Here is a 14,160-nt window from a genome sequence, read left to right on the forward strand (position 1 = left end):
AATTCATCAACACGACGAAAATTCTCTAATATGTGGCACCAAACAAAAAATCCCCACACTAGCTAGTGTGGGGATCTCTTAATTAACTAAATTTAGAACTTAAACAACTTCGCAAGTTCCGCCAGCAGCTTCGATCTTCGATTTAGCGCCTTCAGTAAACGCTGCTGCTTTCACAGTCAGTTTCACCGACAAGTCGCCATCACCCAAAATCTTCAACGGGCCATCATCCTGAGTCACAATTCCTACATCCAGCAGAGAAGACAACGAAACCTCAGTTCCGGCCGCCAACTCAGCCAAATCTCCAACATTGATCACCGTAAAGTGCTTACGATTGATCACCGTAAAGTATTTCAACTTCGGCAAGCGGCGATACAAAGGAGTTTGACCCCCTTCAAACCCCGGACGAGTCGGACGACCCGATCGAGATTTTTGACCCCGCATTCCAAAACCACCACTCGCACCTTGACCCGCAGAAATTCCACGGCAGATGCGACGTTTGCGCTTGGTTGAGCCTTTTTGAGGCACAGCATCTTCTAATCTCATCAATGCCTCCTAAACGCCGTAAAGTTTTTCAACCGGAATGTCACGCTCTTGTGCAACATCCGACAGCGTACGCAGCCCACTCAAAGCAGACACAGCCGCACGCGCATTATTCAGAGGATTACCCGAACCGAGTTGCTTAGCGAGAATGTTTTTCACACCCGCAAGCTCAAGCACAGTCCGAACCGCGCCCCCAGCAATTACCCCAGTCCCTGGAGCAGCCGGACGCATCATTACTTTCGCACCACCGCCAGAAGCAGTAGAAGGATGAGGAATCGAGTTCGCCTTAGTCAAAGGAACCTCGATCAGATGCTTTTTACCATCTGCTACACCCTTCTTCACCGCGCCGATGACATCACTTGCCTTGCCGACACCAACGCCGACTTGACCTTTTTCGTTGCCGACAACCACGATCGCTCTAAAGCTGAGTTTTTTACCACCCTTTACTACTTTAGTCACACGACGGATTTGGACAACGCGCTCTTGGAAATCAGATTCCTTTTCACGGGATTTCTTTTCTTTGCCTTTCGCCTTAGCCATATGTTTTGCTCCTAGAAGTTAAGACCAGCTTCACGGGCAGCATCCGCTAAGGTCTGGACGCGACCATGATACAAATTACCACCGCGATCGAACACCACTTGCTCGATGCCTTTTGCTTTCGCACGTTGGGCAATCAATTTACCCACTTCTGACGCGGCTGCACAGTTTGCACCCGATTCGATCTTGCCTTTCACTTCTGGATCAACAGTCGATGCAGAAGCAATGGTCGCTTGAGCGACATCATCGATTAACTGAGCATAAATATGCTGGTTCGATCGATAAACGGCTAACCGAGGACGTTCTGAAGTGCCAGAAACACGGCGACGAATTCGCTGGTGGCGCTGGCGTGTAGATTCTCGACGACTTACTTTGCTCATGGTTTATTTTTTCCCTTTACCGCCAGTCTTACCAACCTTGCGACGAACCTTCTCGCCTGCATAGCGAATCCCTTTACCTTTGTAAGGTTCAGGCGGACGGACTGCCCGAATCTTCGCGGCTGTGTTTCCAACGATCTCTTTATCGATGCCCGTGACCGTAACGTTGACGTTGTTTTCGACCTGGAATTGAATCCCGTCCGGCGGCTCAATTAGCACAGGATGGCTATAACCCATGTTCATGTTCAAGTTTTTGCCTTGAACAGCAGCCCGATAACCGACCCCTTGAATTTCGAGGCGGCGGCTAAAGCCTGTCGAAACTCCTTCAACCATGTTCGCAACGAGCGTACGGCACAATCCATGCCGCTCTCTTGCCATCCGAGAATCATTCACGCGATCGACATTCACCGTATCGCCTTCAGTTCTGATGGTGACTCCCGCAGGCAGAACTCTTGTGAGTTCACCTTTGGGTCCCTTAACCACGACTTCTTGACCGTTGATCGTGATCGTCACCTTAGCGGGAAGCGTAATAGGACGTTTTCCAATCCGAGACATAGCTAATTTCCTCTATCGTACAGATGCGTTAAATTCACATCTCTAACGTTGGGCAACCCAATCGACCAACAATTACCAGACGTAGCAAAGGACTTCTCCGCCAACTCCCGTTTTCCGGGCATCGCGATCGGTCATAATGCCGCTTGAGGTGGACACGATCGCAATTCCGATCCCGCCTAACACGCGAGGCAGGTCTTTACGGTTCGAGTACACACGCAAACCTGGGCGGCTTACCCGCTTGAGAGCGGTGATGATCGGTTTGCGGTTCTTGCCTTTGTATTTCAAGCCAAGAACTAGATTCTTTTTCGGAGCTTCGCCGACTTCTTCCACTGAAGAAATAAAGCCTTCAGAGACCAGTACCTCAGCGATACTGCGAGTCATACGAGTCGATGGAACTTCGGTGGTTTGGTGACGCGCTAAGCTTGCATTCCGAATGCGCGTCAGCATATCTGAAATAGTGTCATTCGCTGCCATAGTTGCCTCTGTGATTTGACTGCATTTACTGATCGCGGAAGGGCATACCCATTTCTTTCAGCAGGGCGCGTCCCTCTTCGTCGGTGTTTGCAGTCGTGATGATTGAAATGTCCATCCCCCGAATTTGATCGACACTGTCGTATTCGATTTCAGGGAAGATCAATTGCTCTCTCAGACCGAGGGTATAGTTTCCTCGTCCGTCAAAGCTTTTCGGGCTAATACCGCGAAAGTCCCGAATCCGAGGCAGCGCGAGGTTCATCAAACGGTCCAAAAAGTTATACATGCGGTCAGCTCTGAGCGTCACCATCACCCCAACTGGCATTCCTTGACGAATTTTGAAACCTGCGATCGCTTTTTTAGCGCGAGTTACAACAGGTTTTTGACCAGTGATGATTGCGAGTTCGTTGACAGATGCTTCAAGCGCTTTCGCATTCTGTGACGCTTCGCCCAGACCCCGGTTCACGGTGATCTTGACGACTTTAGGAACTTGGTGGACGTTGGTGTAACCAAACTGCTCTCTGAGTTTGGGAACGACTTTTTCTTCGTACGAGGTTTTCAGTCTGTTGGACATTGTTTTAGTTCCTCCCTGGGCTTGGTCAGGGCTAAGTTAAGTTCAAGGGCTAATCAATGATTTCGCCAGTTTTGATCAGTTTGCGAACCTTGCGACCATCTTCGGTGAAGGTGTAGCAAACTCTGGATGCAACTTTTTGCTTTTCGGAATACAACATGACATTCGAGCTATGGATCGGAAATTCATAGGTCTCAATACTGCCCGATTCGCCTTCGCCTTTTGGCTTAACATGCTTGGTTTTGATGTTTACGCCTTTGACGATGACTTTGCTGAGTCTAGGGAAAGTGCGAACAACCTCGCCCACTTTACCCTTGTCGTTTCCAGAAATCACTTGTACAGTGTCACCCGTTTTAACGTGCATTTTCAGTGCAACGGGGGACTTTTTCTTCTTAAGTGCCATCTACAGCACCTCCGGAGCTAGAGATACGATTTTGGTGAAGTTCTTCTCACGAAGTTCACGAGCGACGGGTCCAAACACACGCGTGCCTCTGGGATTTCCGTCTGCGTTGATGATGACCGCTGCGTTGTCGTCGAACCGGATGCTCATGCCGCTATCACGACGTAAAGTTTTCCGGGTGCGAACGATCACGGCTTTCACCACGTCCGACTTTTTCACTGCCATGTTCGGGGTTGCATCCTTCACGACAGCAACAATGACATCACCAATGCCGGCATAGCGACGATTGCCGCCCAACACGCGAATGCACATCAGTTTCCGTGCGCCGCTGTTGTCTGCCACATTGAGATAGGTTTCCTGCTGAATCATGTCCGTCTCCTAGTAGGGTTAGGCTTTGGTACTCAGGATCTCAAGCACAGCCCAGCGTTTGGTGCGGCTTAAGGGGCGAGTTTCTTGAATCCGAACGCGATCGCCTTCTTTGCACTTGTTTTCTTCGTCATGTGCTTTGTAGCGCTTGGTTCGGACTACGATTTTTCCGTATTTGGGATGCGCGGTACGGCTTTCGACCGCAACCACTACCGTTTTGTCCATTTTGTCGCTGACAATTACGCCAACTCTTTCTTTGACTGCCATTTGGGATTACTCACCTTTCAACTGTCGTTCACGTTCTACGGTCAAAAGCTGCGCGAGGCGGTGCTTAAGATGTTTGAACTGATGGGGTTTATCGAGTTGACGAGTCCCTTGCTGCATTCGGAGTTGAAATAGCTCTTTCTTGACAGCCAGAATTTGATCTGAGAGTTCCTCGTCTTTGAGTTCGCGTGCGTCCGCAATTTTTGGAAGTGCCATGATTTATGATTCCTCCTCGACGACTTGCTGACGGGTGATGAATTTAGTTTTGATCGGGAGTTTGTACTGGGCGAGTCGCATTGCTTCTCTTGCAGTTTCTTCGGGCACTCCTGCGATCTCGAACATGATCCGACCCGGTTTAACGACTGCAACCCAGTATTCAGGCGCACCTTTACCAGAACCCATCCGGGTTTCTGCGGCACGTGCAGTGACGGGTTTGTCAGGGAAAATCCGAATCCAGATTTGTCCACCCCGGCGGATGTAGCGCGTCATCGCTCGACGGCTAGCTTCAATTTGGCGCGATGTGATCCAGGTTGGCTCTAGGGCTTGTAAGCCGAAGTCACCGAAGTTGAGTTGACTTCCGCGTGTCGCCAATCCTCGCATCCGACCGCGCTGCTGCTTACGGAATTTTGTTCTTCTTGGGCTTAACATTGGTCGATACCTGTAAGGTCTGTGGGTGGGGAGTGGGGAGTGGGGAGTGGGGAGAGCAAGATTCCGCTTTGACAGTCTTTTTCTCCCTATTCCCTACTCCCCGCTGTTTCTACCCTTCATTCGATCGGTCTTCAAAACGCTGACGACGCTGCTGGCGACGACGGGGCTGTTGGTTCGGCGCAACGACTTCTGCTTCGCGCTCTTGTCCGGGTAGGATTTCTCCCTTAAATACCCAGATTTTGATCCCCAACGTTCCGTAGATCGTTTGTGCAGTGGTGTAAGCGTAGTCAATATCTGCTCTCAAGGTGTGCAGGGGAACTCGACCTTCGCGAGTCCACTCTGGACGGGCAATTTCAGCTCCGTTCAGACGACCACTCACTTGGATCTTGATTCCTTCAATGCCAGCCCGCTGAGCGCGTTGGATTGCTTGACGAACGACACGGCGGAACGAAACCCGACGCTCGAGTTGTTCAGCAATGTACTCTCCAATCAACATTGCATCGGCATCGACTCTCGCTACTTCCACCACGTTGATGCGGATTTGACGATCGCTGTTGCCCAATACTTGCTGAAGGTTTGTTCTCAACACTTCAATTCCAGCACCACCGCGCCCAACAACAACGCCGGGGCGAGAGGTACGAATTTCTAAATCAATCTGGTCAGCTTTCCGCTCGACTCGGATTTCGGAGATCCCGGGCTTCTTCAAGTTGTCCAGATTCTTCGGATTCTTCATAAAGAAATTCCGAATCTTGTGGTCTTCTTGCAGCAGTTCGGGATAGCGATCGGCTTCTGCAAACCAGCGCGATCGGTGTTCTTTAATCACACCCAGCCGAAATCCATTGGGGTTAATCTTTTGTCCCATTTTGGTTGTTCTCCCTTATGAATCTGCGCCTGGAGCAACACCGATCGTGATGTGACACGTCGGTTTGCGGATTTGATATGCCCGCCCCTGTGCTCTCGGTCTAAACCGCTTTAGCACAGGTCCTTGGTCAGCATAAGCCTGACTGACAACCAAGCTTCCCCGGTTTAATCCTTCGTTATGCTCAGCGTTGGCTGCTGCCGATCGTAGAACCTTCAAGACAGGCTCACACGCGCGATACGGCATGAATTCTAGGATAATCAGCGCTTCCCGATAGGAACGACCGCGAATTTGATCCAGAACTCGACGCACCTTAAACGGTGACATCCGAATGTACTTGGCTACTGCCTTAACTTCTCCTGGTGTTTGTGTCGCCATTGTTTCTATCTCCGCGATTTCTTATCGCCGCCGCCATGTCCCCGGTAAGTCCGAGTCGGCGCAAATTCACCTAGCTTATGTCCAACCATTTGTTCGCTCACATAGACTGGAACATGAGTTTTGCCGTTGTGTACGCCAAAGGTCATGCCAATCATCTGCGGCAAAATGGTGGACGCTCTCGACCAAGTTTTGATCACTTGGTTGTCTCCTTTTGCCCGTGCTGCTTCCACTTTCTTCATCAAGTGGTCTGCAATAAAGGGACCTTTTTTCAATGAACGTGCCATCGTTTATCGTCTCCTTAACTACGATTCGCGTCCGCCACGTCCGCGCTTAGAAGTCTTACGACGACGACGCACGATCAAGGCGCTGCTGAGTTTCTTCTTGTTGCGAGTCTTCGCACCCAAAGCGGGTTTACCCCAAGGTGTAACAGGACCAGAGCGTCCAATGGGCGCACGTCCTTCACCACCACCATGTGGGTGATCCACTGGGTTCATTACACTACCACGAACTTCAGGACGACGACCTAAATGACGTTTCCGACCTGCTTTTCCTAAGCTCTGGTTGCGGTGCTCGGTGTTGCCCACTTGTCCGATCGTGGCATAACACTCTTTGCGAACTTTGCGAACTTCAGTCGAAGGCAGTTTTAAGGTGACATAGTCGCCTTCTTTTGCAAACACTTGAGCCGCAGCACCCGCAGCACGAACGATCTGTCCGCCCTTACCCGGTTGAAGCTCAACGTTGTGAACGATCGTACCGAGAGGAATATTCTCTAAAGGCAATGCGTTTCCAACTTCGATCGGTGCATCTGCACCCGCTTGCACCTTCGTTCCAACTTGCAATCCGACTGGATGTAAGATGTAACGCTTTTCGCCGTCCGTGTAGTACAGCAATGCGATGCGAGCGTTGCGGTTCGGATCGTATTCGATCGCAGCAACGTTCGCAACGACTCCACGCTTGTCGCGTTTGAAGTCGATGATTCGATAGAGTTTTTTGTGACCGCCGCCCCGGTGACGACAGGTGATCACGCCTCGGTTGTTCCGTCCTTTCTTGCGGTGCTTGTATGTCACCAAAGACTTTTCGGGTTCCGATTTCGTGACTTCCGCGAAGTCAGTCACGCTGCGTTGGCGAGTGCCGGGGGTATAGGGTCGATAATTTCGGATGCCCATAACTTGCTCTCTTGGTGGTTATACTTGTTCGGGGAACAGCGTGATCGAGTCGCCTTCTGCAAGGGTGACGATCGCTTTTTTGTAGGTGGGTTTGTACCCGATGTACTTGCCGACCCGTTTCTTCTTGCGAGGAAGATTCATGGTGCTGATTCCAGTCACCTTGACATCGAATAAGTATTCGATCGCGGCTCTGATTTCAGGCTTGGATGCTTTGGGCATCACTTCAAACGTGTATTGATTCAGTTCTAGTAACCGAGTCGCCTTTTCCGTAATCAGCGGACGGCGAATCAGATCGGCTAGGTTGCGGGGATCAGTCTTCACCGTACACCTCCTGGATTTTTTCTAATGCGGCAGATGTCGCAACAATATGATCTGCGTGCAGCAAGTCATACACATTGAGGTTGTTTGCTGAGATCAGTCTCAGTCTTTCAACGTTGCGAGCCGAGAGATAAACATTATCATCGCGTTCAGCCACGATCATCAAGACTTTCGATCCAGCTTCAACACCCCAACGAGACAGCGCTGCAACTAATTCTTTCGTTTTCGGGCGCGGCAGCTTTGCTGCAAAGTCCTGCACGACGATCAAATCTTCTGCGCGTCCTTGGAATGCCGTTCTCAGCGCTAGACGGCGCTCTTTCCGGTTCATTTTGATCGAGTAATCTCTGGGTTTCGGTCCAAAGATCACACCGCCCCCTCTCCACAGCGGAGAACGGCTCGAACCTGCACGGGCACGACCAGTTCCTTTCTGTCTCCAAGGCTTGCGTCCACCACCGCGCACTTCCGATCGCGTTTTGGTTGAAGCATTACCTTGACGTACATTCGCCAACTGACGAACCACAGCACGGTGCAGAATGCCAGCTGCACTTTCGGGTCTTGCGGTTTTTAATTCGATTGCGGCAGTTCCCGACTCTTTGCCGTCCCAATCTTTTACTTTAAAGTCTGCCATTGTCTATTTGCTCCCGACGATCGTAGCGGGCACGATTTCTACCAGCGCACCGGGTTTTCCAGGAACTGCACCTTTGATCAAGATCAAGTTGCGTTCTGCATCGACGCGCACGATGGTCAACTTCCGAACTGTGGTACGAGTTCCACCTAAGCGACCTGCCATGCGCTTCCCAGGATAAACCCGTCCAGGAGTTGTACCTGCTCCAGTCGAACCTGGTTCACGGTGGTTTTTAGAACCGTGCGACATTGGACCTCTGGCAAAATTGTGACGTTTCTGATAACCGGCGAACCCACGTCCGATGCTAGTTCCAACCACGTCTACAATTTGACCTGCCTCAAACAAATCAGCTTTCAATTGCTGACCGAGGGTGTAGTCTCCTGCGTTATCGACTCGATATTCCATCAAGTGGCGCAGAGGCGGAGATTCTGATTTTTTCAGATGACCAAGCGCGGGCTTGTTCAATGCTTTCTCGGTACATTCGCCATATCCGATTTGGATTGCAGAATATCCGTCTGTTTCTTTAGTTTTTACCTGCGTCACGGGGCAAGGACCTGCCTGAATGATGGTAACGGGGATTGCTCTCCGCTGTTCATCAAACACTTGTGTCATGCCCAGTTTCGTGCCGACAATTCCGACAGCCACTGTTTTTCTCCTGTTTTACACGTTATGCAGAATCAGCGAACCCAACGATCGCCGCTCTGCGTCTCAAGTCACTCCAACGGATCCACGGTCGGACAACCAGAAGAATCTTGCCCCAAGGAGATTGGAGGCAGCGGATTCCGCGTTTTTAAGTTGGTTTCTTCAAGCATTTATCGAAAAGCTGATAGTGCATCTGCTCTGAAAATGCGATTTCCGATCGGACTTAAGTAGGGTTGCTACTCAGTTTCCAGGAGTCGGAATCTACTCGCGAAGAAAGACTGATTTGGCTCAGCTTCTTGCTTGAAGGGTTGCAAGTTCTGGGAGGCTTTACTGTGCGCTCAAGCACACATAAAAATGCTCTCGGAGTTTTATCCAGAGAGATTTCCCGGAAATTGCCCAACTGAATTTTAGCGACAATTAAACACTATAGGACACAATTGGCAAAACTGTCTAGAAAATTTTCAGAGTGGGAACGGGAGGAAAATTAAGAAGTCACCAACCGTAAATTAGAAGTGTCGCGAAAGTCTTTGATATTGTATGTGACTAGAGGTAAATCATGCCGGAGAGCTGTCGCTGCGATCCAGGCATCTTGGGGTGAAATGGGCCGTCCGATAACGTGTCGCTCAGCCCGAACTTTTGCCCATTCCTGACAAAGCAGTTCATCGCTTGGAATAATGATGTAATTCAGAAGAGACTGCTTTAGCTGCTCAAGACGACGTTCTCCCCACTGACGCAGAATTGCCCACTGATAGAGTTCAGCAACTGTCACAAATGAGATGGCTAAATCATGACCATTCAGAAGTGGAAGATATGGAGTAGCGTAGTCACTCGCCTTGAAGATGAAGGAAGCAATATCAGTGTCAATCAGAAGCAGGTTCATAGAACATTAGGTCGCTTGACGCTGTTGCTGTAAGAATGCGAGAAAGTCTTCAATCGAGTCTGCCTCAGGAAAGATACCTGTACCAAAAGCTTTCAAGTTACTCGCATTAAATGTTTGGGGGTTTTGACTCGCACGAAGTTGCTGAAGTGTCAGCCCTTGCCGAAATTGTTTGTCAAGTACTTTCAGATCAACTTGAGAGTCTTCTATCGTGTCATTTTGAAGAATTTGCAGGAGTTGTTGGCGCTCTGTAGGAGAGAGGGGTTGGATAGCCGCGATCGCGGCTTCGAGGTGTGGAGTCATGATGCAATTCTCCGTCAGTACTTAGGTCTATTTTAGATAAAGAGATAGCACTAGCCATTCTGTTGACCCTTGCAACGACAAACAGAGATTTGCTTTGCTTGAGCTAGACTACGATCGTTGTTGACGATCGCAATGTACCGTAAGTTACTCCCAGTTGTTTGAGCCATTTGCGATAGGCGAGAGAAGCGCGATCGCTCGGCAAGTGAAACTCTGTCTGACCATCCAGCGGCAACCGTTTTGGACGATGGGATTCTAAATTTCCGACATCTTGCAGCATGACCTCATCCTGAAACGCCTCCATCTCTGCTTCGGATAGGTGATGAGCATAGTTCAATGCTCCCCATACCCATCCAAGACATTCTTCTTCAGAAACAGGGGTCATGTAAGTTAAAAGCACCATCGTTTGACCATCTTCCCGTTTCTTCATCAGGGCAGCAGTTAAGGGACGGAGCGTCCAATATTCGTAAGTAGCAATACCTCCCTGTCCAGTTCCATCGGGATCGGGCTGCCAGACTTGGATATTCTTCATGTAAATGCCTGTATCGATCGAATGTACCTCATAGTCTTCGATCACAGGTTGACTAGGTTCTCCTAAAATTCCGGCATGGACAAACGGAAAATGAGCTACATCAAGAAAATTCTCAATGGCTCGCAATCCACTACAGCGACAGTAATGCCCACCGCTGAGGTAAGTCTGAAATGTCGGATCATTCCATTCAGGAAACGGAGCAACTGATGTAGGCGGGTTGCCGAGCGCAACGAAAACGACCCCATACTGTTCTTGTACCGCAAACGATTTCACACAGGCTTGTTTTGGTGGGACATAGTTAGGATGAGCCGGGACTTTAACACATTGTCCTGCTGAGTTGTAAGCTAAGCCATGATAAGGACAGACCAGCGTGTTATCTACTACAGTGCCATTGGAAAGTTGCACGCTTCGATGTGGGCAGCGATCTTCCCAAGCTATTGCGTCTGTATTCTGCCCGCGCCAAAGGACTAAATCGGTGCCGAGTAGCCGCGATCGCAGAATGGTTCCAGGTTTGAGATCAGCTGACCGAGCAACAGGATGCCAGTCATTCCACAGAATCGGATCAATCATAGGATTCGCTTCACTAATATGGTTCTTTGAGATGAGGAAATCCTGAATGCTATCAGTGTCTGACTAGCACCTTATCCACGACGGGTAGATTCGAGAGCCTTGGAATTGCTTTCATTGAGCACCGGGAATTTATGCAGGATGAAGTTACTAAAAGCAAATTTACTCTTTCCTCTGATTCTCTGTCTGTAAAGAAAGTAACGGGGGTCAGGCTTTGTTCTTGTTGGACAATCGTGCCTCTCGATAACTGATAGCACCCATTTGGAGGCTATCAGAGCAGCATAAATCCGCGCTAAAAAGTAAATTTCAGACTTCTGGTGGTGCTTCAGTGGGGGGTAGCTCCTCTTCACCAAAGGTTTCGGGCCAGGGGCGAGTTGTTGTCACATCTTCTTCGATCTCCATTGCAGCCGCAACAAAGAATTCTGGAGGGAGCGTTAATGTTGAAAGATTCGTCAGTTGAGCCAGATCCTCGATCGCGCTTTTTGCAGATTGATATCTTGATCGATAATCACGATGGACTAACTTCGACAGAATAGCAGCGAGGGAACCACTGACAATTGCGCGATCGCGCCAAGCAATTTCTCCTGTCTCTGGATCTTCTTGCAATTGGCTAGGAGGTAATCCAGTCAACGCCTGAATGCCAATCATTCCAACGGCATACAAATCACTGTTTAATCGAGGATTCCCTGCACATTGTTCGGGTGGCATATACCCTTGAGTCCCAATCCCGATCGTCGCTGTTGCAATATCGCCTTCAGCCAGTTGTTGATGAAGTTCTTTAACGGCTCCAAAGTCGATGAGGACGAGCTTTTTATCGCGCGATCGCACAATGATATTACTGGGTTTAATATCCCGGTGAATCACATTTCGACTGTGAACGAAATCGAGGATTTGTAAGAGATCTTGCAGCAAAGGAACAATGCGAGATTCCGGCAGATGTCGCCCGATTGTGAGATCTTCACTCAGCATCGAACCTGCAATGAATTCTTGAATGAGATAGAACTCTCCGTCCTCCTCAAAGTAAGCCAGCAATCGAGGAATCTGATCGTGTTCGCCTAATCGCTCTAAGCTTTGGGCTTCAGATCTAAACAAGCGACGAGCAAGCTGTAAATGTCGAGGATTGTTACTCGCTGGACGCAAATGTTTGACTACACAAGCTGGATTGCCAGGACGTTGACTATCTTCTGCAATGTAGGTTTCACCAAAGCCACCTGAACCGAGAACTTTAGTAATCTTGTAGCGCCCGCCAAGCTGTTTCCCTAAAATTTCTTGCTCGTGCTCTTGGAGTAGAGTCTGAAACTCTTCTTGATCTCGAATCAGTTCTTGCACTAAGGGTGCTCTGGCAAATTGTTTGAGCGTCTTGCGGAAAGCTAATTTGTTGCGGTACTCATGCGCTAGACCCGTCCCCAAGAAGGAAACTCCGGTGAGGAGCATAGCCGCGATCGGCACAGCGATCGGTAAAATCATCAAGCCCTGCGTGAATGTCGCATATCCGATTCCTGCCCAAAAGAGCGCAATTGCTCCTGCCCAACCGAGTCTTCCTGTTGGACGTTTGGTTTGCATTTGCAAAAATCCAGCACTCAGGACTAATCCCGCGATCGCGAGTCCAGCAAGACTGGAATTCGGAAATGCATTGCGAATCGATTTATTCTCCAGCAGAGTTGCGATCGCATTGGCATTCAGTTCAATTCCAGGCATCATGCCAACGGCAGTATTCAAACTAGGGCTGATATTGGAAGCGGTAACTCCAATTAGCACAATTTTGTCTTTGAAAACCTGTCCTCGTTTGAGAAAATCGCTATTCCAATTCTCTTCTGATAAAACATTCCAAAATGGAATCGTCGTCCGACTGAATGTGCCATCACCGCCATGCAAAAAGAGATTTTCTCCTCGTGCAGTTGAAGGCGGTAGGTTCGCCGATCGCAAAACCGCATCTGCAAACGGCAAAATCTTTTCCTCATCAAACAATGCCGCCATTTCAGGAGACGATCGCACCTTCTGCACTGCCGCACTGCCTAAGCGATGAATCTTCTCGTTAGCCTCTTTTGGATACTCAATCAATCCATAGGAAATATTCGCGGCTCGGAACGGACAAAATGGCAGCGATAGCCGCATTTGTTCACCTTGGCGATTATCTAGACGGCTGGTTTCGACCGCTAAAGTAATTCGCCCACCATAGCGTTGTAAAACTTGCTGGAGTTGGCGATCGTCTTCTGCAAGTTTCTGATTCGGCTCGGTACAATCTGTCGAAACCTCAGTTTCACCAAAGCTCGGCAAATCCAGAATTAAGTCCACCCCAACAGCTTTTGCTCCAGATTGCATGACTCGATCAATCGCTTTTGCATAGGCAGAGCGTCGAGGTAAGCGACCTGATCCTGAAAGTTGCAGCAGCGTTTCATCATCGATCGCCAAAATCACAATCTTATCCGGAGTCGCAACTGCTCCTCGGATACGCAACATAGCACTCTGAATCTGGCGCTCCCAGTATTGAGCAGATTCGGGTTCGATCGCAGTGACCAGACCTGCAACCAATGCCCACAAAACCAGGCAGCCCTGCCCCAATCGAATAAATTTGGTGTCCTTCTTAGTCGGCGATTCTGTTGGGGCGATTGCGCGATCGATTGAATCGTCCTCTAGCGGCATGGTCTCAGTCGTCAAGTCTCCTGGCTGCTTCACCGTCGTCTGCTGAAACAAACCAGACCGTAACCCTGATTTTAGGGTGAGCGTCAACGCCTGAAATAATCCAGCAGGAGAAACTTTCTTTGACATCTTAGATACAGTCGCACTCAACAAACCGGGACGTTTGATCAATCACACAAAATCGCTTAAGTCAGGACGGTTTTCGATCGAACTTGTTCTATCCCTAATCATACGAGTAGAAGCTAACGCCTCGTCGAATGCAATACTGATAATCTGACTGTTAAAATCTATCTAATTGCCGAGGAACTGCCGCGATCGCTCACGTTCACTAAAGTAAAGGTCTATTCCCTATTGCTGTATAAATCTAATTTAAAATGTTAGGAAAACTCCGCCACATCCAGATGAATCGTGTCAGCTGTCCCTCACTTTGGTTTTATCTGTTACTAAAACAAAGTGGATTTATTCAAGGACAACTGACGATTGAAGCCGATTAGAAGCTGCGACCTATCGCACTTGTAACGGAGAAA

22 protein-coding genes are annotated in these 14,160 nt (G+C 49.3%); all 22 read right to left on the minus strand.

Translation table 11 applies throughout. The features are described 5' to 3' along the window. Positions 1–99 precede the first annotated feature (99 nt). On the minus strand, positions 100–543 hold the full coding sequence (gene rplO, locus J0L70_RS09680; RefSeq protein WP_287454255.1) for a 50S ribosomal protein L15: 444 nt from the start codon (positions 541–543) through the stop codon (positions 100–102). A 9-nt stretch (positions 544–552) separates the two neighbouring features. Further along, positions 553–1,080: a 30S ribosomal protein S5 gene (gene rpsE, locus J0L70_RS09685; RefSeq protein ID WP_017286245.1), complete on the minus strand. Its 528-nt coding sequence runs from the start codon at positions 1,078–1,080 to the stop codon at positions 553–555. An 11-nt stretch (positions 1,081–1,091) separates the two neighbouring features. Further along, a complete protein-coding gene (rplR, locus tag J0L70_RS09690) occupies positions 1,092–1,457 on the minus strand; it encodes a 50S ribosomal protein L18 (protein ID WP_287454258.1) in 366 nt (121 codons plus the stop codon). 3 nt (positions 1,458–1,460) lie between these two features. Beyond that, on the minus strand, positions 1,461–2,009 hold the full coding sequence (rplF, locus tag J0L70_RS09695; protein ID WP_017286247.1) for a 50S ribosomal protein L6: 549 nt from the start codon (positions 2,007–2,009) through the stop codon (positions 1,461–1,463). Positions 2,010–2,081: 72 nt separating this feature from the next. Next, positions 2,082–2,483: a 30S ribosomal protein S8 gene (rpsH, locus tag J0L70_RS09700; protein ID WP_017286248.1), complete on the minus strand. Its 402-nt coding sequence runs from the start codon at positions 2,481–2,483 to the stop codon at positions 2,082–2,084. Between the two features lie 25 nt (positions 2,484–2,508). Then, positions 2,509–3,054 carry a 50S ribosomal protein L5 gene (rplE, locus tag J0L70_RS09705; RefSeq protein WP_017286249.1) on the minus strand — a complete coding sequence of 182 codons (546 nt, stop codon included), beginning with the start codon at positions 3,052–3,054 and terminating at the stop codon, positions 2,509–2,511. 49 nt (positions 3,055–3,103) lie between these two features. Continuing rightward, a complete protein-coding gene (gene rplX, locus J0L70_RS09710; protein WP_017286250.1) occupies positions 3,104–3,454 on the minus strand; it encodes a 50S ribosomal protein L24 in 351 nt (116 codons plus the stop codon). Then, positions 3,455–3,820, minus strand: a complete 366-nt coding sequence (gene rplN, locus J0L70_RS09715) for a 50S ribosomal protein L14 (protein ID WP_017286251.1) — start codon at positions 3,818–3,820, stop codon at positions 3,455–3,457. An 18-nt stretch (positions 3,821–3,838) separates the two neighbouring features. Beyond that, entirely contained in the window at positions 3,839–4,084 is a 246-nt protein-coding gene (gene rpsQ / locus J0L70_RS09720; RefSeq protein ID WP_017286252.1) for a 30S ribosomal protein S17, read from the minus strand. 6 nt (positions 4,085–4,090) lie between these two features. Then, a complete protein-coding gene (gene rpmC, locus J0L70_RS09725) occupies positions 4,091–4,297 on the minus strand; it encodes a 50S ribosomal protein L29 (RefSeq protein WP_017286253.1) in 207 nt (68 codons plus the stop codon). Positions 4,298–4,300: 3 nt separating this feature from the next. Next, positions 4,301–4,729, minus strand: coding sequence for a 50S ribosomal protein L16 (rplP, locus tag J0L70_RS09730; protein WP_026148407.1), 429 nt, complete (start codon positions 4,727–4,729; stop codon positions 4,301–4,303). Positions 4,730–4,838: 109 nt separating this feature from the next. Then, a complete protein-coding gene (gene rpsC, locus J0L70_RS09735) occupies positions 4,839–5,591 on the minus strand; it encodes a 30S ribosomal protein S3 (RefSeq protein ID WP_017286255.1) in 753 nt (250 codons plus the stop codon). Between the two features lie 15 nt (positions 5,592–5,606). After that, positions 5,607–5,966 (minus strand): 50S ribosomal protein L22, encoded by a 360-nt coding sequence (rplV, locus tag J0L70_RS09740; RefSeq protein WP_287454265.1) that lies wholly within the window; start codon positions 5,964–5,966, stop codon positions 5,607–5,609. Positions 5,967–5,971: 5 nt separating this feature from the next. Further along, positions 5,972–6,250 (minus strand): 30S ribosomal protein S19, encoded by a 279-nt coding sequence (gene rpsS, locus J0L70_RS09745; RefSeq protein ID WP_017286257.1) that lies wholly within the window; start codon positions 6,248–6,250, stop codon positions 5,972–5,974. 18 nt (positions 6,251–6,268) lie between these two features. Next, positions 6,269–7,132 (minus strand): 50S ribosomal protein L2, encoded by an 864-nt coding sequence (gene rplB / locus J0L70_RS09750; RefSeq protein ID WP_017286258.1) that lies wholly within the window; start codon positions 7,130–7,132, stop codon positions 6,269–6,271. Between the two features lie 18 nt (positions 7,133–7,150). Then, positions 7,151–7,453: a 50S ribosomal protein L23 gene (locus J0L70_RS09755; RefSeq protein WP_017286259.1), complete on the minus strand. Its 303-nt coding sequence runs from the start codon at positions 7,451–7,453 to the stop codon at positions 7,151–7,153. Beyond that, positions 7,443–8,078, minus strand: a complete 636-nt coding sequence (rplD, locus tag J0L70_RS09760; protein ID WP_017286260.1) for a 50S ribosomal protein L4 — start codon at positions 8,076–8,078, stop codon at positions 7,443–7,445. Before rplD ends, J0L70_RS09755 begins: the two co-directional genes overlap by 11 nt. A 3-nt stretch (positions 8,079–8,081) precedes the next feature. Continuing rightward, positions 8,082–8,720: a 50S ribosomal protein L3 gene (gene rplC / locus J0L70_RS09765; protein ID WP_268183196.1), complete on the minus strand. Its 639-nt coding sequence runs from the start codon at positions 8,718–8,720 to the stop codon at positions 8,082–8,084. A gap of 481 nt (positions 8,721–9,201) precedes the next feature. Next, a complete protein-coding gene (locus J0L70_RS09770) occupies positions 9,202–9,597 on the minus strand; it encodes a type II toxin-antitoxin system VapC family toxin (protein ID WP_287454270.1) in 396 nt (131 codons plus the stop codon). A 6-nt stretch (positions 9,598–9,603) separates the two neighbouring features. Beyond that, positions 9,604–9,897: a hypothetical protein gene (locus tag J0L70_RS09775; protein WP_287454272.1), complete on the minus strand. Its 294-nt coding sequence runs from the start codon at positions 9,895–9,897 to the stop codon at positions 9,604–9,606. A 103-nt stretch (positions 9,898–10,000) separates the two neighbouring features. Further along, on the minus strand, positions 10,001–10,996 hold the full coding sequence (locus tag J0L70_RS09780) for an aromatic ring-hydroxylating dioxygenase subunit alpha (protein WP_287454273.1): 996 nt from the start codon (positions 10,994–10,996) through the stop codon (positions 10,001–10,003). 303 nt (positions 10,997–11,299) lie between these two features. Further along, a complete protein-coding gene (locus tag J0L70_RS09785) occupies positions 11,300–13,762 on the minus strand; it encodes a protein kinase domain-containing protein (protein ID WP_287454274.1) in 2,463 nt (820 codons plus the stop codon). Positions 13,763–14,160 lie beyond the last annotated feature (398 nt).

This window comes from Leptolyngbya sp. UWPOB_LEPTO1, from assembly GCF_017302695.1.
Classification (GTDB): Bacteria; Cyanobacteriota; Cyanobacteriia; order Leptolyngbyales; family Leptolyngbyaceae; genus Leptolyngbya; species Leptolyngbya boryana.

Excerpts from the sequence above, each read along its gene's own strand:
- rplP (WP_026148407.1), bottom strand. The coding sequence starts at position 4,729 with ATGTTAAGCCCAAGAAGAACAAAATTCCGTAAGCAGCAGCGCGGTCGG.
- rplB (WP_017286258.1), bottom strand. The coding sequence starts at position 7,132 with ATGGGCATCCGAAATTATCGACCCTATACCCCCGGCACTCGCCAACGC.
- rplO (WP_287454255.1), bottom strand. The coding sequence starts at position 543 with ATGAGATTAGAAGATGCTGTGCCTCAAAAAGGCTCAACCAAGCGCAAA.
- rpsS (WP_017286257.1), bottom strand. The coding sequence starts at position 6,250 with ATGGCACGTTCATTGAAAAAAGGTCCCTTTATTGCAGACCACTTGATG.
- rplR (WP_287454258.1), bottom strand. The coding sequence starts at position 1,457 with ATGAGCAAAGTAAGTCGTCGAGAATCTACACGCCAGCGCCACCAGCGA.
- rpsH (WP_017286248.1), bottom strand. The coding sequence starts at position 2,483 with ATGGCAGCGAATGACACTATTTCAGATATGCTGACGCGCATTCGGAAT.
- rpsC (WP_017286255.1), bottom strand. The coding sequence starts at position 5,591 with ATGGGACAAAAGATTAACCCCAATGGATTTCGGCTGGGTGTGATTAAA.
- rpsE (WP_017286245.1), bottom strand. The coding sequence starts at position 1,080 with ATGGCTAAGGCGAAAGGCAAAGAAAAGAAATCCCGTGAAAAGGAATCT.
- rplX (WP_017286250.1), bottom strand. The coding sequence starts at position 3,454 with ATGGCACTTAAGAAGAAAAAGTCCCCCGTTGCACTGAAAATGCACGTT.
- rplV (WP_287454265.1), bottom strand. The coding sequence starts at position 5,966 with ATGGCGACACAAACACCAGGAGAAGTTAAGGCAGTAGCCAAGTACATT.
- J0L70_RS09785 (WP_287454274.1), bottom strand. The coding sequence starts at position 13,762 with ATGTCAAAGAAAGTTTCTCCTGCTGGATTATTTCAGGCGTTGACGCTC.
- rplE (WP_017286249.1), bottom strand. The coding sequence starts at position 3,054 with ATGTCCAACAGACTGAAAACCTCGTACGAAGAAAAAGTCGTTCCCAAA.
- rpmC (WP_017286253.1), bottom strand. The coding sequence starts at position 4,297 with ATGGCACTTCCAAAAATTGCGGACGCACGCGAACTCAAAGACGAGGAA.
- rplD (WP_017286260.1), bottom strand. The coding sequence starts at position 8,078 with ATGGCAGACTTTAAAGTAAAAGATTGGGACGGCAAAGAGTCGGGAACT.
- J0L70_RS09775 (WP_287454272.1), bottom strand. The coding sequence starts at position 9,897 with ATGACTCCACACCTCGAAGCCGCGATCGCGGCTATCCAACCCCTCTCT.
- J0L70_RS09770 (WP_287454270.1), bottom strand. The coding sequence starts at position 9,597 with ATGAACCTGCTTCTGATTGACACTGATATTGCTTCCTTCATCTTCAAG.
- J0L70_RS09780 (WP_287454273.1), bottom strand. The coding sequence starts at position 10,996 with ATGATTGATCCGATTCTGTGGAATGACTGGCATCCTGTTGCTCGGTCA.
- rplF (WP_017286247.1), bottom strand. The coding sequence starts at position 2,009 with ATGTCTCGGATTGGAAAACGTCCTATTACGCTTCCCGCTAAGGTGACG.
- rplN (WP_017286251.1), bottom strand. The coding sequence starts at position 3,820 with ATGATTCAGCAGGAAACCTATCTCAATGTGGCAGACAACAGCGGCGCA.
- rpsQ (WP_017286252.1), bottom strand. The coding sequence starts at position 4,084 with ATGGCAGTCAAAGAAAGAGTTGGCGTAATTGTCAGCGACAAAATGGAC.